This window comes from Spirosoma litoris (assembly GCF_054776755.1).
In genome coordinates, this window is record NZ_BAAHBI010000010.1 from 535740 (window position 1) to 562373 (window position 26634).

At 46.1% G+C, this 26634-nt stretch carries 16 protein-coding genes; 6 read left to right on the plus strand and 10 right to left on the minus strand.

Translation table 11 applies throughout. The features are described 5' to 3' along the window. Nucleotides 1-3: 3 nt before the first annotated feature. Entirely contained in the window at nucleotides 4-4056 is a 4053-nt protein-coding gene (locus ACYVGR_RS08710; RefSeq protein WP_460955566.1) for a non-ribosomal peptide synthetase, read from the plus strand. A gap of 159 nt (nucleotides 4057-4215) precedes the next feature. Here the strand turns inward: ACYVGR_RS08710 and ACYVGR_RS08715 are convergent, their stop codons facing one another. The 4 genes from ACYVGR_RS08715 to ACYVGR_RS08730 all read right to left on the minus strand — a co-directional run bounded on the left by ACYVGR_RS08715 (nucleotide 4216) and on the right by ACYVGR_RS08730 (nucleotide 12159). Continuing rightward, nucleotides 4216-6780, minus strand: coding sequence for a glycosyltransferase family 2 protein (locus ACYVGR_RS08715; RefSeq protein WP_460955568.1), 2565 nt, complete (start codon nucleotides 6778-6780; stop codon nucleotides 4216-4218). Nucleotides 6781-7242: 462 nt separating this feature from the next. Beyond that, nucleotides 7243-8682 carry an MOP flippase family protein gene (locus ACYVGR_RS08720; protein ID WP_460955570.1) on the minus strand — a complete coding sequence of 480 codons (1440 nt, stop codon included), beginning with the start codon at nucleotides 8680-8682 and terminating at the stop codon, nucleotides 7243-7245. A 54-nt stretch (nucleotides 8683-8736) separates the two neighbouring features. Next, the gene (locus ACYVGR_RS08725) at nucleotides 8737-11067 is read right to left on the minus strand and encodes a T9SS type A sorting domain-containing protein (protein ID WP_460955572.1); all 2331 of its coding nucleotides are present in this window, start codon (nucleotides 11065-11067) and stop codon (nucleotides 8737-8739) included. Nucleotides 11068-11151: 84 nt separating this feature from the next. Further along, nucleotides 11152-12159: a T9SS type B sorting domain-containing protein gene (locus tag ACYVGR_RS08730; protein ID WP_460955574.1), complete on the minus strand. Its 1008-nt coding sequence runs from the start codon at nucleotides 12157-12159 to the stop codon at nucleotides 11152-11154. Nucleotides 12160-12286: 127 nt separating this feature from the next. Here ACYVGR_RS08730 and ACYVGR_RS08735 point away from each other — a divergent pair, with 127 nt between their 5' ends. The 4 genes from ACYVGR_RS08735 (at nucleotide 12287) to ACYVGR_RS08750 (ending at nucleotide 16689) form a co-directional block, all read left to right on the plus strand. Continuing rightward, a complete protein-coding gene (locus ACYVGR_RS08735) occupies nucleotides 12287-13036 on the plus strand; it encodes a 4'-phosphopantetheinyl transferase family protein (RefSeq protein WP_460955576.1) in 750 nt (249 codons plus the stop codon). A 106-nt stretch (nucleotides 13037-13142) separates the two neighbouring features. Beyond that, nucleotides 13143-14096: a hypothetical protein gene (locus tag ACYVGR_RS08740; protein ID WP_460955578.1), complete on the plus strand. Its 954-nt coding sequence runs from the start codon at nucleotides 13143-13145 to the stop codon at nucleotides 14094-14096. A 293-nt stretch (nucleotides 14097-14389) separates the two neighbouring features. Then, on the plus strand, nucleotides 14390-14929 hold the full coding sequence (locus ACYVGR_RS08745) for a gluconate 2-dehydrogenase subunit 3 family protein (RefSeq protein ID WP_460955580.1): 540 nt from the start codon (nucleotides 14390-14392) through the stop codon (nucleotides 14927-14929). Between the two features lie 41 nt (nucleotides 14930-14970). Beyond that, complete coding sequence (locus ACYVGR_RS08750; protein WP_460955581.1) at nucleotides 14971-16689, plus strand: GMC oxidoreductase; 1719 nt, start codon at nucleotides 14971-14973, stop codon at nucleotides 16687-16689. 89 nt (nucleotides 16690-16778) lie between these two features. Here the strand turns inward: ACYVGR_RS08750 and ACYVGR_RS08755 are convergent, their stop codons facing one another. The 6 genes from ACYVGR_RS08755 to ACYVGR_RS08780 all read right to left on the minus strand — a co-directional run bounded on the left by ACYVGR_RS08755 (nucleotide 16779) and on the right by ACYVGR_RS08780 (nucleotide 23945). Beyond that, a complete protein-coding gene (locus ACYVGR_RS08755; protein ID WP_460955583.1) occupies nucleotides 16779-17990 on the minus strand; it encodes a glycosyltransferase in 1212 nt (403 codons plus the stop codon). Between the two features lie 374 nt (nucleotides 17991-18364). Beyond that, nucleotides 18365-19495 (minus strand): glycosyltransferase family 4 protein, encoded by a 1131-nt coding sequence (locus tag ACYVGR_RS08760; RefSeq protein ID WP_460955585.1) that lies wholly within the window; start codon nucleotides 19493-19495, stop codon nucleotides 18365-18367. Beyond that, complete coding sequence (locus ACYVGR_RS08765) at nucleotides 19492-20940, minus strand: O-antigen ligase family protein (RefSeq protein WP_460955587.1); 1449 nt, start codon at nucleotides 20938-20940, stop codon at nucleotides 19492-19494. The genes ACYVGR_RS08760 and ACYVGR_RS08765 overlap by 4 nt, the downstream gene beginning before the upstream one ends. 130 nt (nucleotides 20941-21070) lie before the next feature. Next, nucleotides 21071-22012 carry a glycosyltransferase family 2 protein gene (locus ACYVGR_RS08770; RefSeq protein ID WP_460955589.1) on the minus strand — a complete coding sequence of 314 codons (942 nt, stop codon included), beginning with the start codon at nucleotides 22010-22012 and terminating at the stop codon, nucleotides 21071-21073. After that, entirely contained in the window at nucleotides 21991-23163 is a 1173-nt protein-coding gene (locus ACYVGR_RS08775; protein WP_460955591.1) for a sugar transferase, read from the minus strand. Before ACYVGR_RS08775 ends, ACYVGR_RS08770 begins: the two co-directional genes overlap by 22 nt. 272 nt (nucleotides 23164-23435) lie before the next feature. Continuing rightward, nucleotides 23436-23945: a response regulator transcription factor gene (locus ACYVGR_RS08780; RefSeq protein ID WP_460955593.1), complete on the minus strand. Its 510-nt coding sequence runs from the start codon at nucleotides 23943-23945 to the stop codon at nucleotides 23436-23438. Between the two features lie 418 nt (nucleotides 23946-24363). On the opposite strand from ACYVGR_RS08780, the gene ACYVGR_RS08785 reads away from it, so the two are divergent. Further along, nucleotides 24364-26634 (plus strand): hypothetical protein (locus ACYVGR_RS08785; protein WP_460955595.1); only part of this gene is annotated, 2271 nt, incomplete at its 3' end.

The following is a 26634-nucleotide window of genomic DNA, read 5'->3' on the forward strand; positions in this document are numbered from 1 at the left end:
AGGATGGCGGAAAGCATTACAAACGTAAATCTGATTGCTGTTGACTTTGATCCGTTTGATGGGCCAGCTATTGTGCGACTGGCCCCGGCTACCGAACCCCAAACGGAAATCTGGGCAACCTGCCAATTAGGTGGCGCTGATGCCAGCCGATCATTTAATGAGTCGGTTTCATTGCGATTTAATGGCTTGCTGGATAAACCGGCGCTGGAGCAAGCCTGGCACGCATTAGTACAACGTCACGAGTCGCTACATTCGGCTTTTAGTGCCGATGGGAGGCAAATCTGTGTATTCGACCAGCTTTTTATTGACCTGGTTTACCAGGATTGTTCCGATAAAACGCCTGCCGAACAGGAGCAAATCATTGAGGAATATGTAAGGCAGGATGCCTTGTATCTGTTCGACCTCCTCAATGGTCCTTTGGCAAAAGTTGGCCTGATTAAACTGTCCGATACCGCGCATCACTTCACGATTACCGCGCATCATATCGTGTGCGATGGCTGGTCGCTGGGCATTATGCTCCAGGACTTAAGCGAGCTATATTCTGCCTATACGCAGCATAAGGTGCCAGCGTTGCAGGAAGCTCCCTCGTATAGTCAGTATGCAGCCGATCAGCTTCAATTTTTAGCAAGCGAAACGTATCAGCAGATAGAAAAATTCTGGGTCAACCAGTACAAAGAGTCGGTGCCCGTACTGGATTTGCCGACTGACTTTGCCCGGCCTACGTTACGTACCTATAAGATTGCCCGTCGAGATTATCCAATGGGTGGTAAGCTGGGGCTGGCGGTCAAAAAAATGGGTGCCAAAGCGGGTTGTAGCTTTGTGACTACCTTATTGGCCAGCTTCGAGGTTTTTCTACATCGACTGACAGGGCAGGACGATATTGTCGTTGGTCTCCCAACGTCAGGACAGTCGGCTACGGGTTATTTGGGCCTGGTTGGCCACTGCGTCAACTTGCTACCCTTGCGAAGTTTTCCGCGTCCGGAGCTTAGCTTCCTTTCGTTTTTAAAGCAGCGTAAAGAAGATGTACTCGATGCGTATGAGCATCAGCAGCTAACCTTTGGCAGCTTGTTGAAAAAAATATCCATTGTCAGAGACCCGTCTCGTATACCACTCGTGCCCGTTATTTTTAACGTGGACATGGGGTTGGACGATGGAGTTAACTTTCATGGGCTTGATTATCAGTTAATCAGCAATCCCCGCGAATACGGAGCCGTAGATTTATTCCTGAACATCAGCGGATCATCTACAACGGCTGAATTGGTTCTGGAATGGGCGTATAACACGCAACTGTTCAAGGAGAGTACGATTGACCGGATGATGGGCGAATTTGAAAACGTACTGGAAGCAGTAGTCGAAAATCCGTCCATACTCATCGAGGATATTTTACTGGCCGATCAGTCGGAGCAGATTCGGAAATTAACGCTTTGGAATGATACGCAGGCAGATTATCCGCGTACCAGTTCGTTGCAGGCGTTGCTCGATAAAACAGCAGTAACCTATCCGGATAAAACAGCATTGGTTTTTACGAAAGGCCAAACGTTCACTTATCGCGAACTAAATGAACGGGCCAATCAGATAGCTCACGCCATCCTGCAAACTGGTCTGGGAGGTACGAAGCAAAAAGCTGTAGTGGGCGTTGTGCTGGATCGATCGCCGGAGCTGGTGATTACGCTCTTAGCGGTTCTAAAAGCCGGTGCTGCCTATGTGCCAATTGATCCTGAGTATCCGCACGATCGGGTTGAGTTTATGTTGGCCGATTCATCTGCCAGTGTACTCATTACCGCTAAAAAATACCATGCAGCTGGCCAAACGGCCAATCAGACAACCGTAATTCTGATTGAAGAGGTATTGGCTAAGCTGGATACTTATTCGAAGGAAGCCCCTAATGTACTTGTTGCCGGGAGCGATCTGGCGTATATCCTCTACACATCTGGTTCGACAGGGCGGCCGAAAGGTGTATTGATTGAGCACCATAACCTGGTTAATTTGCTGTACAGCATGATTGCCTGGCCGGGTATTACGAAAGAGGACGCCTTACTAGCAGTAACGACCGTTTCGTTTGATATTGCGGGCCTTGAGTTGTTCTTGCCTTTATTGGTTGGGGCTACCCTCGTATTAGCCGATGCCGAAATGACGAAAGATGGCCGGGCCTTGCTGGAAGCCGTTCCAGCTTACCAAGTCAGCATAATTCAGGCTACGCCGGTTACGTATAAAATGATGCTGGCTGCTGGTTGGGAACAGCGGTTGCCACTAAAAATCCTGTGCTGTGGCGAACCCATGTCGAAAGATTTAGCGCAAAAGCTAACTGCACGCTGTGGCACGCTTTGGAATATGTACGGCCCAACGGAAACGACGATTTATTCAACCGGGAAACAGATTTTAGCTAGTGATGAAATCATTACGATTGGTCGACCGATACAAAATACCCAAGTATATATTCTGGACGAACATCTGAATCCTTTGCCGGAAGGGAGTATTGGTGAAATTTATCTCGCAGGTGAAGGAGTAGCGCGGGGATATCTTAACCGCCCCGATCTGACGAAAGATAAGTTTGTGCCCAACCCATTTGAGAAATCGGCCAGACGGCTGATGTACCGAACGGGCGATTTGGGGAAATTTATGCCTGATGGCGAAATCCATTGTCTGGGCCGTATCGACCAGCAGGTAAAAGTTAGAGGCTATCGGATTGAGTTGGGCGAGATAGAACATGCCTTAATCACACAGCCAGGTGTGAGCGAAGCAGTAGTTGTGGCTCGCGAAGAACGGGCTGGTGACCAGCGATTAATTGCGTATATCGTAAACTACCCGCCACTGACCAACGCTGCTTTTATGAGTCAGGTGCTCATTTGGCGAACCAAACTACAGGATGTGTTGCCGGTGTATATGGTTCCGACTGATTTTGTCAGTCTGCCACAATTGCCTATCACACCGAACGGCAAGGTTGACCGTAATGCACTACCGAAACCCGCCAGTACGTTGACGGCTAAGGGCAGCGAAGCAGAACCCGTTACTGAGGCCGAAAAATTAATTACAACGATCTGGAAGGAAGCACTTGGTCTGGAAAAAATTGGCGTGGATGCCGACTTTTTCGAGTTAGGTGGGCACTCGATGATTGCCGTGCAGGTAATGATCCAGCTCGAAAAAGAGACCGGAAAACGTCTGCCACTATCGACCTTATTAACGTACCCAACCATTCGAAAGCTGGCGCAGGTTGTGGAAGCCGACGCTAGGCCAACCAACTGGAAATCACTGGTTCCCATTCAGCCAGAAGGCAATAAAGTGCCGATCTATATTATTCATGGTATTGGGCTTAATCTGTTGAATTTTAGTAGCTTACTGAGCTATATGGACCCTCAGCAACCGATCTACGGATTGCAGGCTCGCGGGTTAGATGGTATCGATGAACCGTTGGACGACATTAGTGAAATTGCAGCTTTTTACGTTAGCGAAGTGATCGACCAAAATCCAACGGGGCCGTATGCCATTGCTGGTTATTCGTTTGGAGGATATGTAGCCCTCGAAATGGCCCGTCAACTGAAGGCAATGGGTAAGGAAGTGAAAATGCTGGCCATGTTCGATACCAATGCTCAAGAGTCGGATACGAACCGATCAATGATGAATTGGTTGCAACGAAAAATTCTTCGCCAGTTTCCCAAATTAATTTGGTTTACCAGTTCGTTGGTGCGCCAGCCGATTGCAACCCTCCGGTATCAGCAGGTGTATGTTGAGCGTCAGGTTGACCGATTGCTGAAAGCAACGGGTCTGCGCGAAAAACCAAAGCCGAAAGAAGGTCTTGACTTGTTTGAGCAAATCATTGAAAAGCATGAAAGCGCCTTTGAGAAATATACCATGAAGCCCTATGATGGCATCGTGGATCTGTTTAAAGCGCAGGTGCGGCTTTACTTTGTTGACGATAATAAGTATCTGGGCTGGAAAAAGTACGCAATGAAAGGCGTTCGTGTACACAGCGTTCCCGGCGATCACGAGTTAATGCTTTTGCCACCAAACGATAAAGCATTTGCCGAGGCCTTACAGCGAGCGCTGGATAATGCGTAGAGGTATAAAACCTGTATAACGATTAGGGTCCGGTGCACAAAGAATAGTTCTTGTGCACCGGACCCTAATCATTATACAGGTAAATGTATGGATTTTTTGTCATCCCGACCGGTCCGCCGGTGCGGCAGGAGGGATGACAAAAAACAATCTGTTGATCACTTAATAGGCTTCCTGAACGGCACGCGTTTGTTGGGGGGTCAGAACAATCCCTCGAATTTCTGGATAACGTTCGTCTATGATCGCTAGCGCATCACGTACCCATGTCTGTTCGTTGGTGTTGGCTTGAGAATCTCTCAGGTGGGTGATCAGAATTGGTTTCAGGCGGATGTTATAGTCTAAATGTAAACGGATGGTATTGTGTGCCAATTGATATAAAGCCGCAAATGAGTGGCTTTGACGGTCTTCATCCAGATCTGGATTATTGATGACTTCAAGCCCAAGCCAATCTATGTAATTGGTACCCGGGTAATGATTTACGATCGTTGATGGTTGCGTCGGGCACCAAACCCAGATCACATTGGTTACCTGTTGTTTCTGTAAAAAATTGACCATGTACTGCCAGGCTTGCCGGTAGCCTACTAACGTACTTTCCTGCTTTGTACCCCAGGCTCGGGTTGTATCGTCAAAAGCTGGTGCGAAACTGAGCAACACCGGCTCTTTGTATCGCTTTATGGCACCAACCAGTTTTTGTAAATCGGTGTTATAACGGCCCTCTTTAAGATTGCTCAAAAAGGCTTGTAACTCCGTCTCTGACCGTTGTTTATGGGCCGATGTGTCGATAAGTGCAGGCTCCAGGTAGAGAAGGGGTAATTTATTTAAAATGGTTGACAGGTTTGGGGCCGCAATGGCCTGTTTACCGGTAGGATTAACAGACCAGGCCAGATGCTGGGGTGAAATTACCTGATCGGGCAGCACTACGGGTTTTGAGATAGTTGTTCGTTCGGTTGGTTGGCCGCTTTCCACACCATAATAGAAAGGCTGTGTAGTAGCAAAGCGAACTTCGTGAGGGAGCGTTGACGTTTTTTTGCGACTAGTATAGGCTACTAAACCCGTTGTTAAAATCACGACCACACCAAATAGCGGGATGGCCGAAAGGCGTATCCAGTTATACAAACCGTATCGCATTTGCCAGATGGCGATGCGAAGTGGCCACACGATTGGCTTTTGAAACGAGATTTTGGTAATCCAGTTTTTTACCATTCCCAATAATTTCTCCTGCCCAATCAATACATTAAGACTTAGAATATAGCCATTCAGTATGGCAAATGTGATCATTAGTTCCGAATAGAGATTGCTCACGGCAAATCGTCCATAGTGATAGATGCTATAACCAATTGCGCCCACAGTTAGCAGCAATATCAGCAGGTTTGGTAGGCAGAGAATGAAGTTATTGCGCGGCTGGTCGCGTTTGGGGGTGGGCAGGTAAGGGACCTCTATTCGGAAAATGGTGTAAATAAGTCCCAAGGTATAAACCCACCAGGTGCCACTACTAAGTACACCGCCAAGGGTATGAAACCCTGCTTCATGCTTTTCGATGAGCCAGCGTTGTGCATATTGCCGGATCAGAAAAGCCGTGACCAGAAGCGGTAGATAAGCTGTTCCAAAGACCAATAAGTCTAGCTTCAGCGGTAGTCTCATCGTGACTAACGAGATGATCGGAATGAGTAGGTCAATCAACTGAACGATACCCAGTAAGTAATACAATGGCATCGTAAGATAGTGAAGTCGTTGCCGCCAAGACAGATGACTAAATACCTTGGGGTACGTTGTAACCAGCAGTTCAAAGGTTCCGCGTGCCCATTTGAGCTGCTGTTTATAATAGGCTGATAAAGTCGATGGTACTAAGCCATAGGAGAGTGGCAGCGGTACATAAACCGACGCCCAGCCTTTACCGTGCAGTTGCATGGCGGTGTGCATATCCTCGGAGAGCCCGGCAGCGTGACCACCAATCGAATCGAGCGCTTCCCGGCGGAAGGTACAATTAGCCCCAATAGCCTGCGCGGTTCCATAGTTTCCCATGCAGGTCATCATTGGCCCATAAAACGTGTAGGTTTGCTCGGCGGCTCCAAATGCAACCAGACTTTCCCGATAATTATAATAAGCCTGTACGCACTGTACAAAGCCAATATTGGGGTCTTCGAAGTAAGGGAGAACGTGATCCAGAAAGTCAGGCACCGCTACATGGTCGGGGTCCAGAATAACACAGATTTCGCCCGTAGCTTGTTTGAGGGCATTGTTAATGTTACCGGCCTTGGCATCCTTTTTATCGGTACGCGTAACATGCCTAACTCCCATTTCTGCACAAACTTGTCGTAAGTAAGGGTCATCTGCCTCGTCGCATAAATAAGTTGTGTGTGGGTACGAAATTGCCTGAATGGCTCGAAGGGAGTTAAGAACCATCTCATAAGGTTCGCCTGCACAAAACGTCGTCATGATATCGACGCTCCAGGTTCTTGTGGCTTTCGGAGGAGTTACGGGAACAACGTTCCAGTAATGATACCACTCGTGTAACAAGCGTAGCAATTTGAAAGACACCGATATGGTCAGTAAGGCAAATAGCCAGGAGTAACCTCGGTTGCTCGGCTGAAGATATACCCAGAGAAAGCCAACAATAAACAACACACCAACCGAAATGAGTATTCTGATGAGTCGTTTATCGCTCTTTTTATACGAGAAATTATAGGCTTCGTTGGGAGTTGGTTGAGTAAAAAGTTGCCAGTTCATGATGGGTTAGCTATGTGCGTTGTTCAAGACGCTTCAATCTCGCTTGATTGGAACGCCCGAAAAAAGCACATTAAATTGGGCAATAGAATCGTATGGCGATTGGCTATATCTGTTTCTTGGTTGCTTAGCGTTACACAAAACACACAATGCGTATCTATACGAGTTGTTTTTTTTGACTTCAAAAAGTTGAAGTGGTCAAAATAAATTACTTATAAATTTTAGGAGTGACATTTTGGGAGATTATGAGGCTTATGTGAGTTTAATAAATTAATCGGGTAACAAGGGATCAAACAGCGAAGCGTTGGTAGATGAAGTGATTTGAGTTCCTATTTAGCGTGCCGTCAGGTACGCAATCCATCTCGTACCTGACGGCACGACTGAAAAAGAAGGGCGATATTGGCTACCGACGCTGCGCTATTAAGCCCCCTTTCGGGGCAGTGTAACACCAATCGTCTCTGAGACTTACATGAGCCCCTGTCGATAGGCTTTTAATTCGGAGAATGAAAGCTTATACGCTAACGTGAAAACGGCATAAACGGCCCCACCCAAGGCGATTTCTACCGTAGTGTTGACTAAACCTGTATAGCCCACAAATGATTTGTACAGGCTGATGATACCCACCATTACCAGGCAAAACGTAACGGGCTTTGCGATGTTTTTCAGGAATTCGCCAATGAAATCGCCAATTAGGTAATGCACCATACCAAAATTGACGAGCATATTAAGAAAAGTGGTTAGCATAAACGCACTGGCTATACCCGTTACGCCCCACCGAGTCCCAAAGAAATAGACGAGTGGAATTTTGACGATTAATGTGCCTAAGTTGAGGTAGAAGAGCAGGTTAGGCTTTCCCTTGGTGAAGGCAATGGTATACAAAGGGTGACTCAGGCAAATGAAAATTCCAACAAAGACGAAAATGCGAATCAGCTCGGCCGTTTGATCCCAGCCAGGACCATAAATTAAGGGAACAACGCCATCGGCCGTAATGAATAAGCCTGCCAGAAGCGGCAGGTTACAGTAACTAATGAAATCCAGAATTTTCAGATACGACTTTTTCAGATCGGCGGTATTTTCCTTCATTTTGGCCAGTATTGGGTAAGCAACCTGCAAAATGATCGGATTGAGCTTCATGATCGGGAACACGCATAACTGATACGCAATGGTGTAGTAGCCAAGCATTTTGACGCCTAACATACCCCCAAGGAAAATGTTGTCAACATTCGTTTGTACGAAGCCTAAAAAGCCATCGCCCATGCCGAAGATGCCAAAACGGAGGTGTTCTTGAATGTTGCCCAAATTAAAGAATAACCTCGGCTTGAAGAACTGACGCCCGAATGTAATCTGTAGCGCAGATTTTATGGTCTGCATCACTAACGACCCAATAATAAGCGACAGTTCATGGTAGCCGTTATAGGCAAGCGTTATCGTAACCGCCGACCCGATAACAGTTCCAGCAATATCAATAATGGCGACAGATTTGAAACGGAGCTCTTTCTCCAGTAAAAACATGTAAATCTGGCCAAAGTAAGCAATTACGAAATAGTAGGAAGACAGGTTAAGTACATGGTCCAGCTTGGGTTCGTTATAAAACGAGATAATAAAAGGGGTGCTGATATGAATGACGATAAAGATGAAGAAGCTAATCAGCAGATTTAGGTAATACAACGTCGATAAAACGTTTGGGTCACTTTCCTGCTTGTAGATGATCGAGTTCGAAAAACCGAGATTAGCAAAGACCGTGAAAAACGCAATAATCAGATTGCTGATACTGACAATGCCAAAATCGGACGGTGCCAGCACGCGAGCGAGTACGGCGACCTGCACGAATTGAAATAGGGTTGAAATACCAGTGGAAATGGTGATCCACTTGCCCCCATTCATTGCCTTTTTTGTATTACTCATTGGAAATGATACTCAACTACCTGGGTTGCTGTTTATAAATTAATAGTGTCAATATTACTGGGCTTTAACCCATTTCCTGACTACCCTTGCCTTACCCTGTTGGACTGCCAGCAAATAGTTGCCTTTGGGTAATTGCCTTAAATCGAGTTGCGTATGAAAGATACGTCCTGACTTTGGCAGACTTACTTGTCTGAACCGTTGACCTTTGCTGTTGTAAACACTAATTTCTAGTGGACTCCGGCTGCTATTCTCTACCAGTAAATCTACGGAATTAGTTGATGACGCCGAGACAATCTGTAAGGTGCTTAGATCGGTAGCACTAATTGATACAGGTACTACAAAGACTGGCGTTTCACTGACGCTTAGTTGTATAGTGCCTGTTTGGCTTACCTGTATCCTTCGGGTCATCTGATTGCGACCAGCGGTTGGTGTACAAATTTGCATGGTATCACCCTTTGGAATCGCTAACGTATAGGTACTTGTTCGATCTCGCTCATCAGGTATCATGAGTACATAAGACGAACGACCATCTAATACGTAACGATCAATGAGTAGATCAGAAGGGCCGCCGACGGGTTTGAGCGACTCTTTATAGCGATAATCGCCCAGCAGATTCATTGCCTGATATAAATAATCCGCAGCGGGTTTGCGGGTTTTATCCGTATTCAGTAAACCCATCGAACTAAATTGAACAGGATTGGCTGGATTATCATCGTAGGCCTGAAAGAAAAACACACGATCAATACCAACCCGACTGAACAATAAAGCGGTGCGCAGAACCCAGTCGGCCTGCGTTTCCAGAGCGGTCTTCCTGCCAATGGACAGCGCATGGAATGGGCTACCCTGATTGATATCGTAACCCGTTTCGGTAATCCAGACGGGCATTCCATTTGCATACTGACGAGCTAGTTTGACAAAAGAAGCTGCCTGGGCCCCCACGCCCGCCAGCTCGGGAGCCGCCCCGCGCTTTCCCCCGCCCCCCTGCGACGATTGAGCGTCGTTTGCGTATAGATGTTGATTGATAACGTCCCAGCAAAGATTTACCGAACCGTCGGGGCGATACCCTCTGAACTCTTTGCACCAGTCGATCATTGCCCGGATATAGTCGGTGGTTGGCGCGGACATACCGCCCATGACAACTGTTACTGAGGGGTCGGCGTTTTTAACGCCTACGCCTGGCCCTAAGGTGTTTTTATGTCCATCATAAAATGCGGATAAATTAGCCGCATACTCCCTTGCCGATTGGTATCCGTTACGGCCTTTCCAGGTTTTATCCGGCTCGTTGTTGCATTCAATGTAGCGAACCAACCCTAGTCCCACCTTAACCGAGTTGACACCTGCTGTTGTCTTCACCGAACTCACCGATAATAGCGATGGATTTACCCGCTTATTAAAGCCATAGCGCGCTATGTACTGAAAAGCCACCCGAGCATGGGCAAGGTATGATTTGGGGGAAGTAAGATCAGAACCGTACGGAGTGGGAACATTGCTGTAATCACGGCCGCCTGCTGGATAGGTGTTCTCCATCCACTTCGGAAGCGTTTGAAAACAGGCTAATAGGTCAATTCCTTCTGCCTGAAGACGAGTATACATGGCATCATAATCCCAACTTCCACTGAACGTAGGAGCGTAAGTGTATTGGCCTTTACTCGCTTCCAGTTTATCCCAGTCCATGTATTGCCGCATCGATGAAAAACTCTTCAAGGCATTTACACGCGTATCATCTACAGGGCGAAGCGCCGATGGGGCATCAGGGTTTTCAACGTACCATTCAAATCCATTGATGCCCAGTTTATGTCGAAAAGGAGTTGTTGGTAATGGGGCAAGTGCTGGTTCATGCCCCTTTTGGTAAGTACCGTATAGTTCAAGTTCGGTTGGGTAATCGCCAGATGTATTCAGTACCAGGTAGCGGGCGTTGTTGACGGGCGTCTTAAGATCAAAAACATCGGGCTGGTCGGGATCGGGGCCAACCCATGCCTGATACTTACTCCCAATAAAACGGGCAATTGGAATGCGTTCCCATCGGTCTGTTAGTATAGATAGCGTGACTGGTTTGTCCGTATTCATCCCCGCACCATCATAGAGACGAATACTGGAAATACTCCATTGCTCTCCTTCGAGCAAAGGGTAATACGCATCGAAGTTCGTTAGAATTTTGCCCCAGCCCGTATTAACGCTTTCAGTTGTTATGCCATCGAAAAGACCCTCGAGACCAGTTGATACATTATTGATCTGATACCAGCGTTTAGGGTCAATGGGTATTTTGACGGAAGTCCCATGCCGAAAGGGAGCGGGAGGGGGTAATGCCCGACTACTTTCCTGCGTCTTTATAAAAAGCAGCAGTACGAGCAAGGCTCCCAATAATGTTACTATAGTTCTTTTCATGGGTTAGATGACCTGACAAGCTACTGTCGGGCATTCGGATGATTCGTTAATCGTGGACATCGCCCAAAAAGGGAAAATTCCGGATTAACGCATCAGTAAAATACGGCCAGTTTGAACGGTTTCACGTTTGGGTGATGAACTCGACTTATGGGTGATCTCCCAGGTATAGGTGCCTACAGCACAAGGTGTACCCGCAAAATTGCCATCCCATTTGTGAGCCGGATCAGAACTGGTAAAAATCAAACTGCCCCACCGATTGTATACTTTTAAGGCAAACGAGTCTGAGGCAGCAGACTGCAGGAAAACAGACATAGTGTCGTTTACACCATCATTGTTTGGCGTAAAAGCATCCGGGACATACACTAACTCAGGTTGCCCTACACACTCACTGCACTGTTTTACCTGTAAATCGTCGATAAGCATATCATTGCCACAACCTAAACCCCCCTGATTGTTAATTAACTTTACAACAATCTCGTCATCAGATTCTGGTGCCGTAAACAAAATTGAACAACGTCGCCAGGTGGGTGTGTCTGTTTGCAGAATCTGACCAATATCGATCGATTGAATAAGCAGTCCATCTATCGTCTCTACACGTATTGTCAGATTAGGAATCAGCGCATCCAGGCACGTTCCTGTTTTCAGTAGATTCAGCACCCACATCGAAAATTCATAGCTGGTTCCTTTGCAAAGAGCCCCTACGGGTTGCTGATAAAATAGCCCAGCTTTGTCTCCTCCATTGATAACCAGCATATTGCCCTGTACATCGCCCGGCGTATGATCAGTTGCAACCGTATACCAGGTTGCATTAAAACAATCGCTCTCGAGTGCTGACGTAATGGTGTATTGGCCATCGCCTGGGCAATCTATTGGCTCGTATTCATAGGTAGTTAATCCGGTTATTGAAACAGGGCTTCGGGCAGTACCAAATGTTTGATTGAATACGATTCCTCCAGATGGGTCTGCACAAACCTGAGCAGTAGCGGCTTGGAAACAGCTATAGAATAACCAGGCAACCAGGCAGATTGCTATTCGTAACTTGTTCGCTATCAGAAAAGTGTTTCTGATAAATTTACGGATCGCAGAAAACATACTTACCTTTTTGGACTAGACTGCCGAAATTTGGTCACCATTTTTTACGTTGAATTGTCTAGTTATGGACTATACTAGCGAGAGAGTAACTTTACGGTCTGATTTTTAACTTATGGCAGGATGATTTATGCCTGATGCTTTCCTAACCAGTACGACCCTGTCAGCTGTTTCGTGGCAACCTTTGTCGGCCTGTTCTTATGCCGATACAGTAGCGATCTTTCGGTTTCACGTAGCCAATGCTGTTGATTATCAGTATCCCGAATTACGAGATCACGAAGTCGAACAGGCACAGCGGTACCATCGGCAGGAGGATCGTCTTCGCTACATTTATACCCGACGTATCTTACGAACCTTGCTTGGGCGCTATGTAAACAAGCGCCCGCATGAGCTATGTTTTATTAAAGGTATCAATAAAAAGCCTGAACTTGACGATAATGCAGGTTGGTTTATGAATGTCTCACACTCAGGCGATTGGATTGTTGTCGCTATTGCAAAATCCAGCGTAGGGGTCGATACCGAATGGGTTAATCCCGATTTTACATTTCAGGACATAGTACCGCAAAGTTTTAGTCAACAAGAGCAAGCGTATATAGAGGCTAGTGCCAATCGCCGTTTCGCATTTTACGATTTATGGACTCGGAAAGAGGCTCTGGTTAAAGCAACAGCGAAAGGACTAGATGACGATTTTGTACAAGTCCCGGCCTTAGGCGGTACGCATGTATTGGACAGTCGGCTGATTGGGGCGTCAGGTAGTTGGGTGGTTGCTGGCTTTTCAATTTCCGATGATTATCCGGCTGCAATTGCTTATCGACCAATCAATGAGGTACCTAAATTTTATACGGTTGATAGTGGCTTATTTTCTCATTTTGAGTCATAAATATAGGCCACTTTAACACCGGCGCATTTCATCTATTCTGTTGTTTTTGCCCAAGGTTTTAACCTGGAGGGTGGCGGCAACTGTTTACTGAACCAATCAGATCTATATGCAGCAATTAATGCTGAAGTTCCTTTACGTTGTTGCGTCGCTGCGCTATCCCGGAATTCGACGGGATCTGCGGTATTTTGTTCGAGATAACTATTACGCCCGGCTCAATCAAATCCGCTTCTTTGGTGCCGATTATTTTACCAAAAAGCCCTATAAAGTTGTTGATTATCACGGCGAATTCGATCAGGAGTTGCGTTATGTACTTCCATTTGCCTACTGGCATCACCTGAATGGAACACTGAAAAAAACCATATCCTGTACCAATACAAAGGAATTTTATTTTTTTAGTGAGCAGCACGTGGAGCAATACGAAAAACGGGTTTGGCAGGCTGGATATGGCTATTATGATGTGCCTAACATGACTCATAGCCCAACGTTTAGTTATACAAAGTTTGCTCAGGTGCCCTTTAAAAAGCAGTACAAAAATGACCTGTTTGTGTATAGCAAACCTATTTTAGTGATTGCCAACAAATACAATATTGAATGGGATAAACCACCCATCAATTTTCTGGGTATAGCCGAGCTGGATCGCATTATTTCAACCTACAAACAGAAATACCAGATCATTTACAATCGCCCACTCTCCACTCAAATCGTGCTGGACAACAGCGAAATAATGGATTTAAATGAGCATGAGTGGATTCGGAAACAGCATCCTGAAGTGATCCTGATGCATGATCTGCACGAACAGCACAAAGGGACAGTTAATAACTTCAACCATCTTCAATTACTGGTTTACGCCAATACCGACCGATTTATTTCTATGCACGGTGGAACGGCTGCGCTGGCCAGTTATTTCGGGGGGATAAATATCATTCTATCGCATCCGGGTGGTGGTATGGAGCACCACTTCAACGAATACGAGACTATTTTTCCGTCTCTTTCTGGCGCTAAAATCCTACATGCCAAAACCAAAGATGAGGTGTTTCACTACTTGAGTGAGCACTATTAGGTCCAGCCTTCCTGCCATTTTCTAACCGCCTAGTTTTTATAACCACGCAAGCTCAGGAGAGGATTGTGGTGACATTGTTGTGCCAATTTTTAGAAAATCGTACCTTTGATTAAGGTTATAATTTAATTATTTGGTGTAATTGTTGGTTTTTGTTGAGGTTTAGTAGTATATCCTGCCTGGTAGTTGCGTTTATAAGACAAGTGCTATGAGTCTTCAAATAAAAAGATTGTAAAGCAGCTTCCTGACAGAAAGGCGACTAGATCAAGAATAGAATTTTAATTTTTATAGCTGTTATGCAACGACGTTCCGTACTGAAAAACTTAGCCATGACCTTTGGAGGCTTAGTGAGTCTTCCGGCCTGGGCTTCTGGCTGGACACCAGATGCGCCAGGATATGTTTCTACCCTGGCCTTCGACGATGAGCTTCTTTTGAGTGAAATAGTGGGAACAATTATTCCGGAAACAACTACGCCGGGCGCAAAATCGCTCAAAGTCCACCAGTTCGCGATGCGGATGATTGCTGATTGCTATGGCGAGCCTGCTCAGACGTTGCTGAAGCAAGGCCTTCCATTGGCAGACTCAACAGCACAGCAAACCTACGCAAAGCCATTCACTGGTTGCGATGTTCCTCAGCGCCTGGATGTACTGGCTAAAATGACTGCCTCAACCGATACGAGTGGAAAAGCATTTGTCGATATGATCAAGCAATTGACCATTCAGGGGTATATGAATTCTGAATACTATCTGGTTAATGTGGAGAAATTTAACATGGCTCCCGGTTTTTATCATGGTTGTGTTCCTGTACCCAAATTGGCTGTACAGGGTGGTCGGTAGTATAGTTTTCAATAGTCAATTTCCCCTTAGCACGTTATCTCATGTCTTTCTTAAATATAGATTCTGTTAAAGATCGCACGTTCGATGCCATTGTTGTTGGCTCGGGTATTAGTGGTGGCTGGGCGGCTAAAGAGCTGACCGAAAAAGGCTTGCGTACACTGGTTCTGGAACGGGGGCGCGATGTGAAACACATTGTCGACTACCCAACCACGATGATGCAGCCCTGGGAATTCCAGCACCTGGGCCAGTTAACCAAGGAGATGAAAGAGGCTAACCCGATTGCCAGTCGGTGCTATGCCTTCCGGGAAGATGCCACACATTTTTTTATTAAAGACAACGAGCATCCGTATGTTCAGGAGAAACCTTTCGACTGGATTCGGGGCTATCAGGTTGGGGGTAAATCATTGATGTGGGCGCGCGGAACCCAGCGTTGGTCGGAATATGACTTTGATGGACCCGCTCGCGATGGCTTTGCTGTCGATTGGCCTATTCGCTATGCCGATATTGCTCCCTGGTACAGCCACGTTGAGCGATTTGCGGGCATCTCGGGAAACAAAGATGGATTGGCTGCGCTGCCCGATGGCGAGTTTTTACCGCCACACGAACAATCCTGTATTGAGAAGCACTTTACAGATGAAATGGCGAAGCATTACAAGGGAACTCGTCCCATTATCATTGGTCGTTGTGCTCATTTGACCAAACCGCAACCCATTCACTTTAAGCAGGGTAGGGCACAGTGTCAAAATCGATCTTTATGCCAGCGAGGTTGCCCGTATGGAGGCTATTTTAGTAGCAACTCGTCGACGCTTCCCTGGGCAGCCCAAACAGGTAGGATGACCCTTCGTCCCGACTCGGTTGTTCACTCCGTTATTTTTGATGAGAAGAAAGGGAAAGCATCTGGCGTGCGGGTGATTGATGCCCACACTAAAGAGATGACAGAGTATTACGCCCGAATCATCTTCGTTAATGCCGCCTGTCTGAACAGCAACCTCATTCTCCTGAATTCAAAATCCAGCCGTTTCCCCAATGGCTTGGGTAATGATAACGGTCTGCTGGGTAAGTATGTAGCTTTTCACAACTTCCGGACAACTATTTCAGCCGAACATGAAGGCTTTCAGGATACGACGACCGAAGGTATTCGCCCGAATGGTAGTTATATCCCTCGCTTCCGAAACGTATTTAAACAGGAAACCGACTTTCTGCGGGGCTATGCGGCCGGGTTTGGTTCTAGCCGCATGACTAATGTAGATACATCGGCGATGGGCGAAGACCTGAAGTCGAGCCTGATGCAACCCAAATATGGCAATTGGCGTGTCAGTTCCCACATGATGGGCGAAACCATTCCGAAAGAGAGTAATTATGTGACGCTCGATTCAACGTTGACGGATGCCTGGGGAATTCCTCAACTGAAAATTTCCGTGGCTTATGATGATAATGACGAGAAAATGATTCGTGATTTTCATGAGCAAATGACCGAAATGTTGACAGTTTCAGGCTTTAAAAACATCCAGACGCACGATAAACCAGACAAAGCACCCGGACTCGATATTCATGAAATGGGGGGAGTTCGGATGGGGAAAGACCCAAAAACATCCTTGTTAAACAAATGGAATCAGCTTCATAACTGTAAAAATGTATTCGTTACAGACGGAGCCTGTATGACATCCACGTCGACCCAAAACCCGTCGTTGACGTTTATGGCCATTACGGCACGAGCCGCCGACCATGCCGTGAAAGAAATGCGGAAGGGATTGTTGTAGGTACGTAAGATTTATTTAATACAGAGGCACGGAGAACACAGAGATTGATTAGTAACTCTGTGTTCTCCGTGCCTCTGTGTTGCAAATAACTATAGTACAGCCTCTTGGGTCCAGGCGTTGGGTACTTGCCGAATAATAGCCTCAAACTCTTCGGCCCGTCGTGACCAGGAGTTGTTTTTTGCCATGTTGATTCGGGTATTTACGCGTTCAGAACTTGTATCTGCTAAAGCTCGGCGAAGTGCCTGCGCAAAGTTTTCTGGACTGTCAGCCAACTCAATTACCCCGTCGAAATCATCGAGCAATGAAAAAGGGGTTGATACGACGGGTAAGCCAGCCGCTAAATACTCGTTGATTTTCAATGGGTAAATGGTATACGTATGCTCATTGCAAACAAATGGAATCATGGCCGCCTGCATTTGAGCCAGCAAAGGCGGGAGGGCCGCTGGTTGATGGGGCGGTGTAAAAATTACATTTGAATAGGTAGATGCGAGCTTTAAGAGACCAGGTTCATGGACTTCACCGACAAACTGAAACGTGACATCTGGCATCGTGCGGACACAATGCTCGACTAACGTTAGATTGACTCGATTATCAGCAGTCCCCAGATACCCAACGATAGGCTTTTCAGGCGCTGGTTGTTGCTGTGCTATTTGATAGGCCTGATTAAATAAATCGAAATTAACCCCATTTTTCACGCAATAAGCATTCGGTTGCAAGGCTGACTTAGCACGTCTTAAGGTCTCAGAAGTAGTCACCACAGCATCCACGCTCCGAAGATAATCGGGCTCGAAACGGCTGCCATGCCGACTCATCCAGTTAATAATCGTTATTTCATCAAAGCAGTAGTAGATCGTAGCGCACTCATTGAGTTGATGAAGCATAGGCAAGCCAAAAACGGGATTCAACCCATTGATGACCAGCGGTCGAATCATATTTAACTCACGCATGACGCGTCGAAGCCCCTTAACCAAACGCTTTACATTTTGCTGAACCAATAGATCATGTGGTTTGGCCGACATCCAGTTGACGGGAAGCATTAATGGGGGCGTCCACACATAAACCTCACTACCGTTGGCAAACGTCTTTTTCGTGAGTGGATTCTTCAGCCGGACAACTTCCTGAACAGGTATATCCTGGCGACCCGCTACACCCATGGCCCAGTCTTTCAGGGTATATTGATAATCAATGTACAAAACTCGGTATCGAGCAGAAAATTCGGTCATTAATTGCACGACCGCTTTCTGGAAATCACCCTCCCAGGTAGTCTGCCCGAGACAAACTATACTATCAAACTGCTGCATGTATGCAAGAAAAAGCGTCCTTTCGGATAAATGAGAGCATTAAAGACAACTAGATCGGTGGCGATTAACGAACGTGGTATGTGGCTATTGATTAGCTATAGAATTGAGAGAGTAAAAATAAGGGTTTATCTGATGCGGAAATACGTGTAATTCTACTTAGTTTTTGGTCTTATTGACAGTAGAACGAGAATTCGGAAAACCCAGTAGACATTCCTGTTTAAGTAATCCCAAAGATTTAGATTAAATCATTTGATCTGACCCCAATGAGGTCATATATGTTGATAGAAAAACCTATTTGCTATAAACATATGACCTCATCGGGGGCACACAAAATATAAATTGTAGTTGGATAGCTCACGTTGTGAATCGATGACTTATTGATTCATGGAATCAGCGTAAACAGTCAATAATTGATTGGCTGTTGCTTTCCAGGAGAATAGGGCCGCCCGTTGTAAACCTTTCGTTCGTAATTCGGCTCGCAGGCTGGGTTGTGTGATAAGCCGATCAATGCCAGCCATCATTTCTTCGGTTGACGTTGGGTTTACCAACAAGGCGGCATCACCGGCTACTTCTGGCATTGATGAAGTAGACGACGTTAAGACGGGTGTTCCGCAAGCCATAGCTTCTAAAATCGGCAGCCCGAAACTTTCCCGTAATGATGGACATAGGAAAATGGTGGCTGCGTTATAAACCAGTGGCAAAATATAGTTGGGAATGTAGCCGCACAAAATAATATTGTTGGCCAGGTCTTGCCCGTCAATTTCGCCAAGAAGATCGGTGAGCGTATCGGTAGGCAAGTTCGAAATAACGACAGGTAACGTCAGTTTACCTTGTCTTTTTAGCCCTAATAACGCTTTTAGTACGCCTTTGACATTCTTTTTGGGATCGGTATTTCCCAGGAAAAATATAAACTCTTTGGGTAATTCATATTTTGACCGAACGGCCTCAATTTGCTCCATATCCTTGATGACCTTAAACTGGTCGCTAACAGCGTTCCAAATGGCTACAACACGTTCTGGCGATAGATGTAGATGATCGACGATCCGTTGCCGTTCAAAATGAGATACCGTAATGATCCGCTCACATTCCGTCACAATTCGGGGAACATTCCAGCGTCGATACTGATTTCCAAATCGTTGATACCAGCTACCCGCCAGCATAGGCTGATTTTCCAGGAAAATAATATCGTGTAGGGTAAGCACAATAGGTACTGAGCAATTCAGAGGTGCCGTGTTGGCTGTGCAATGTAATAAGTCAATACCGTGTTGTTTGACTGCTTTGGGCAACGCATATTGTTCCCATACAGGATAAGGCCCCCCAGGTAACTCTACGATTTGCATATTGGACGAACTAGGTAATCCGTCGCGATCTTCATCCGGTTTTACAAAAACGACGAACTCATGCTCCGAACAGGTAGCCAGCGCTCGAATCGTTTCGAGCGCTACGATGTCCATACCGTGCTTGTGAGGTCGTAGGAGACGTTGTGCTTCGATTCCGATTCTCATGCTTGCTTATGGGTATCCCACCTATCGCAGGTGGTAAACAGAAATGAATTGATAAATAAAAGGGAACTGGTTGGAAACTGGCCCAGAATTGGGTTGGTGTAACTCACAACGCATATGCCGGTGAATTCGGCCAGCAACGCAATCATCATCGTCGTTACCCAGGGGTCTTTTAGTTGCCAGATTTTAATGGTGCCGATAAGGATAAAACTGGCCAGCATCAATAAATAAAGGGTTAGCCCAACAACGCCGGTTTCGATCCAGATTTGAACATACCAGCTGTCAGTTGGTATTTGCGCGGCAAAATAATTGGGTGAAAAGCGTTGCCCGGCGCCCGATGAGGTTCCAATTCCCGCGCCAAATGGTTTGTCTTTCAGGAAGTTTCTTAGCTTTTGCTGGTTCTCAAGGCGCACCAAGAAGGAGGCATCTTCGGTAGGGTGCAGCGCTGAACGAATCCGCCAGATTTGATAAACAGAGTCACCAATGTGGGTGAACAAGAGAATGGCGAGTACGGGGCCAGCTACCATAAGTCCTCGCAAAATGTGAACCGGGTTTCGCTTCAGACCAAAGTAGGCTGGAAAACCAGCTAGAATCACGAATAAAGCGCCCCGTGTACCCGAAACGGCAAATCCCCAGAAAAGAATAACAGCCAGGAATACATAGAGAATACGGTACGACCAGGAATCCGTCTCAAAAAATAAAATAAGGCAGAGCAGGGTTACACCAGCCATTTCAGAGCCAAATTGACCGGCGTCGGAATAGAACGAAAAGCTGCGCAGTTGGCCCCACAAAATATGCTGTTTCTCAGCACCTTCGGCCAGCCACCGGAGTTCCGCGGGTTCCAGACCAATGTACTGCTGCTTAAAACCCCACAAGGCTGCAAAGAATGACCAAACGAGCCATAGTATAAAAAGTACCTTTATATCTCCTTTGGTAATCGGGTTGACAGATACAATAATGGCAAGCAGGAACCAGCTTAACGAAAAAGAACGAGCGTGGTAAAACCAGGAAGAAGGGTGGGGGTGCTCGGGATTAAAATACTCCAGAATAGTGAATGAAAGCCACACAATTAATACCCAGAAGGCTGGACGACGGAGCCTTTTCCATTCCATTCGTTTCCCATTCAGGAATGTACTCAGCAACGTCAGTACCAGTACCCCGTCGAGTCCTGTACCCACGGCTATATCGGTACTCAGAAAGCGGGTAAACCCAATTAGAAAACTCAGATTAAGATAAATGAACAAGCCAAGTCTTGGCTCTAGCAATATACCCACTAAGAGAATGATGGCTACCGGTACCCCAACCGACATCAGAACGCCTATAGTACCCCATGAACCAATGAGCCAGCCAGCGATTAAAGCACATAACACGCCCAGCAGCGTAAGCATCCAACGGTTGTTGCGCCATTGATCTGCAGGGGAGAGCGTATCGTTAAACAGGGGATTCATTACTTGGCTAGTTAGCTTTAAGTCTGGTACTTAGATGAAGAGCTTGTCTGAGTAATTAGACTCTATCAGGAAAGTGGGGTCACTAGACTATTAGCTTACAATTTGTATTTTTTTGAGTTTGCGCGTAGCGTTATACTGGTGATAAACTTGTTGAAGTCAGATTCCAGAGGGTACCTCTGAGAAAGGCTTTGGCGTGCGTTAACTTGCCAGATACAGCGTAGGAGACAACGTGTTTAGGGAGCACACAGACCCCGAAAAACAGGTAAAAGACAAGGCGCTGAAATGACGAGGAGTGCCGGCGCATAAACAGAATGCGATTGCGGGTCAGGTAGTACGTTCGGAGAGGGCTATTCTGCCCAACTGATGCCGATTCTTTATGCAGAATAGAGGCTGTAGGCTGATAATAAATGATAAAACCAGCATCTCGAATCCGTTGCGACCAATCGAGTTCTTCGTAGTATAGAAAAAAACGTTCGGCAAACCGCCCAACTTTTTCAACTACGTTCCGGCTTACCATCATAGCGCAACCGTGGGCGAAGTAGGTAGAATGAGGCTCATCGAACTGGCCATTATCTGTCTGATTAAAGCCAATAGCTGTTGCCGTACCTGTGTACCGATTCATTGGATTATAGCCCGCATACTGAACAAGCTGGGGCGCATCGAAGAATCGTATCTTAGGGCAGGTAACCCCAATCTGTTTATTTTCACCGAAGGGCTTTAGTAATTCGTCGAGTAACGATGGTGATAGTTCGGTATCGTTGTTAACAATAAAGAAAAAGTCACCCTTTGCTTCTTGTATGCCTAGATTGTTGCCACCCGTAAACCCTAGATTCTCTTCACTCCGAATCACTCGAAGGTGGGGGTATAAAGTTGAATCGATGTAAGTCGTTAACGGTTGGACAGAGGCATTATCGACCACAATAATTTCGTAGTTCGGATACGTAAGGCTCTTGGCCGACTCCAGAAACTGGCGGGTTATTTCAGCCTGGTTGTAGTTGATCGTAATGATCGATATGAGCGCCGACTGATCGCTGGGTTGTCTGCTATCGTCTATACGTTCTCTTTTTGCCATAAGCTGAAAAAGGTTTTCCAGATAATCTCGAGATCCGTCTTGAACGAGAAATTGGTTGTGTATTCAATGTCGAGCAGTGTTCGTTCCCGATCAGACATTGTACCTTGTCCTTTCGCCCGTTTTTTAACCTGCCACAAACCTGTTAAGCCAGCTGGACCAGCGAACCGTTTGGCAAACTCATCAGAAGTCAATTTTTCGGCTTCATAGAGCGGTAATGGGCGATTTCCTACTAACGACATGTCGCCGATCAGAATATTGATTAGTTGAGGAAGTTCATCAATGCTACTGTTACGAAGGAACGTGCCAAACCGGGTAACACGCGGGTCATTACGGAACTTCATGAACTTGGCTGAACCTTCTGACTCTTCCAGGTATAATTTCTCACAGATTGATCTGTTGTGATCGACAAGGAGGCTCTGACAGGCAATTCCTTGTTCACGACAACTGCTGCACAACTTCATGACACCATTTACGGCTTCGCCATTGGGCTTGGTTTGGGCGTAAATATTTTGAGACGATAACTGATTGAGCTGTTGATCGGCTGATACAGTCATCGTCCGAAATTTGTACATATCGAACACATGGAAATTAGCACCAGCACGTTTTGATTTATAAATAACAGGCCCTTTTGAGTCCAGAAGTATCAGTAGCGAAACTAATAGCATGACTGGCGAAAGGAGAATGAGTATGATCAGCGAAACGCTCAGGTCAATAGTGCGTTTCCAGAGCGGTAGTTTAAAGTGCTGGACAACTGGGCTGGGGGAGTCATCACGGAAAGATTGTACCTGATTGTGTAGCCCCAGATAGTAGTCAAGTTTTGCCTGAATTTTATAGTTTTCCTCGTTGATGACCAATATATCGGTTACGCCTGCAGCAAGCGTTGATTTTATTAAGTGAGTTTCCCCGAAGCGACAGGTGATCAGGAAGGGTACTAAGCGATAGTCGGCTTTGTTTCGGACCATCGTGACCATCGCTTGGCCACAACGTTTATCCGCGATAATCAGGTCTACTTTCTGACTATCGGTTAGCCACTTTTCAGCATCATCCCCGGATCTGAATCGCACGATTGAACAGGTTGCGCCAGCAATGGTAGCAAGCCGGTTGGCGATTAGATCGTCTTCCATTACCAATAAGACACAAAATGAAGGCATTCGATATTCGGTTGGGGGAATTTTAATAAGTTCTAATCCGCGCTGGCATTATCGGTGCATGGTATACTACTATCGTGCGGATATACGTCTGGCGTCAGCCTAAGAAATTCTTAAGAAGTAGTGATTAAATCTGAATTTTTCTTACAATAATCCCAGATCTGTAGATGTATTCTCTCAGATTCAGTTAGCGAGTGCTTTAAACAAATTGATAGATCCAGTTAGAATAGTTTTGGATAATACTCGTTAAGGTATTATCTCAACCAATTCAGAAATTACGCACTTTGGGGAAGAAGGTGGCTGCCAAACAACATCGAGAAAATACGAGATTTCTGAAGCCAAAAAGGCTTGTTCTCCGATTGCTCCGTCACCGAAACCAATCGCCGTTGCGGCTCTTCGATAGGAGATTCGGCGCGTCGTAGCAAAGCATGTAGTTTAGCTTTGACTTCAAGTGGATTAAAAGGTTTCGACAGAAAAGCATCGACACCTTGCTCCAAACACTCTATTCGAGTTGCACTGTCTGATGCATTAGAAAGAATGACCACAGGGGTCTGAGAAGCCAATCGGCTCATTCGGATAAGCTTGGTTAATTCAAGCCCACTAAAAAAAGCCAGATCGAGTTCCGTAAGTACACAATCAAACCGATTACCCTGGATCAACAAACGGGCTGCTTCTTGTCCTGTACTAGCCACTGTAATTTTAAAATCTTTACTAAGCGTTTGTACAAGTATATCAACCACGTATGGATTTTCATCCACGACAAGTAAGTGGTGTTTGGCGTTCATTTTATTAATTTTTTAAGTACTTATGGGTTAGATTTTGAATTTTTAGACTATCCCCTAAATCGCCGGTTACTATTTGTAGTAAAAAAAAACTATACCCCACTATCTTTTGCACCGACTCGTTCATGGTGGAAATAAGTCTATTAAATTAAATAATATTGGTATATTGTTTTGTTAACTTATTGATTATTATTTATTTATGTGACTTTTGGCTCTGCCAGCGAAACCTGCAACTACAGAAAATCATGCCATAGGAAGGGGAACTACGTAAAATACAAAATTGATTAAGCGGTAGGTGATTTAATGTAGTTATGATCCATTTTAATCCAATTGAGGAAGTTTTTTGCTAGCCAACAATCCGTAGGTATCCTATCCGTTTTGGTACAAAGCCGTATCTTTGGGCTATGTATAAGTTGCTTTTATGAACCAACCAACCCTTTTCCAACCGCACCGGCGGACTAGTCTGCTTCCTCACTTGATTGCCGTACTGGGGCTACTCGTACTAGCTATCATTTATTTCTCGCCGGTTTTGTCCGGTAAAATCCTGTCAATGCACGATGTGCAGGAAGCTTCGGCATCGGCTCGCGAAATCCGCGAAATAGCCCAGCAAACCGGACAAAAGCCGCTATGGACCGATGCCGTTTTTAGCGGGATGCCAGGCTACATGATTGATTTTAATTACCCATATATTCTGGTTTATAAAGCCGTGATGGGCGTAGTTAATATATTGCCCAATACGGCCAGTATCATCTTTATGGTGATGCTGAGTATGTATATTCTACTAGTCGTACTTGGCTGTAATCCGTGGCTCTCGGCCCTTGGAGCCGCTGCCTATGGGTTCGGTACATTTAGTATAGTCAGCCTCGAAGCAGGGCACGTTTCTAAACTTTTCGCGCTGGCGTATGGAGCTGGTATGCTGGCTGGAGTCATTCTGGCGCTCCGGGGTCGCTATTGGATTGGTGCTGCCCTGATGGGATTCTTTATGTGTATGGAGCTGGGAGCCAATCACATACAGATTACCTATTACTTGTTTATGACGATTGGCCTGTATGTACTCATTGAAGGAGTTAGCCTGATACGGGCAGGTAAAGGTCGCCAGCTCACACTTGGGTTGCTAACGCTGGCAGTGGCCGTTGGCCTGGGGGCCGGAAGCTTCGGTAAACGGCTACTGGTTCTCAATCAGTACACCAAAGAAACAATTCGGGGTAAGTCGGAACTGACGGCTAAAACAACCAATCCTGATGGAAAGGCACCTAGTAGTGAATCGAAGGGTGGTTTAGATAAGGATTATGCCTTTACATATAGCTACGGTAAGGGCGAAACCTTGACGCTGCTTATTCCGAATGCCGCTGGTGGCGCTTCATCGGGAGGAGGCTTGTCAACGGATTCTGAATTTTATAAGGCCATGGTAAACCGTGGTATTGACCCTTCGGCTGCTAAGCAAATGGCCGAACTAGGAGCGCCAACCTACTGGGGCGATCAGCCAATTGTAGGTGGTCCTGCCTATGCAGGTGCAGCATTGCTATTTTTGTTTATTCTGGGCCTATTTGTAATTCGAGGTTCGATGCGCTGGTGGCTGTTGAGTGCTACGGTGCTGATGATTATGCTCGCCTGGGGTAAAAATCTGCTGTTTTTCAATGAGTTTCTGTTCGATTATCTGCCTTACCTGAATAAGTTCAGAGCCATGACGATGGCCTTCTGTCTGGCACAACTGTTTATTGCAGCAGGGGCGGCTTTGGGTCTTCAAACAATTGTAAATCAGAAATTAACCTTTGCTCAGCTAAAGCAGCCTTTATTGATTAGCCTGGGGCTAACGGCGGGTGTTGCCTTAGTACTGGCGGTAATGGGTGGAGCATTCTTCTCATTTCAGTCACCAAACGATGGCCGTATTTTATCCAGCATTTTCGGAGAAGGAGGTAAGGAATTCCAGAGCGCACTTATCAGCGATCGGCAGAGTTTGCTGAGGGCCGATGCTATTCGGTCTATTATCCTGATTCTACTTGCTGCTGGGGCAGTATGGTTGTTTATCACCGACAAAATAAAAACCGCTATCTTCTATCCGCTGGTGTTGGCAATCGTTGTTTTTGATTTGTTTTCGGTTGACAAACGCTTCCTGAACAGTGCCGATTTTGTTTCCAAAACAGTTGCCAGTGTTCTGTTTGAGCCAACCGCTGCCGATCAGCAGATTTTACAGGATAAATCGCTGGATTATCGGGTGTTCGACCAAACGGGGTCGTTTATGGAAACCAACCGGACGTCGTATTTCCACCGATCAATTGGCGGTTATAATACGACCCGATTACGGCGCTATAACGAGCTGATTAGCCATGCGTTCCAATCGAATACGCTGAATATTCTGAATATGCTGAATGCCAAGTACGTTATTCAGCCCGGACAGCCAGACCCTGCCAATCCGCAGCAACAGGCTGGTCCCGTTGTTATTCCGAATCCAGAGGTACTAGGGGCTGCCTGGTTTGTTGGAAACATAGTACAGGTGGCTAATGCCGATGAGGAAATGGCGGCCATGAAGACGCTGAATCCCCGCGATTCGGCTGTGGTCGATAAACGATTTGCTGCCGAATTAGGTAATTTGCCTGGCAAACTGGATCATACAGGCAGCTCGATTCAACTGACAAGTTATCGCCCCGATAAGTTAATTTACCAGACTAATGCAGCACGTGATGGACTCGCT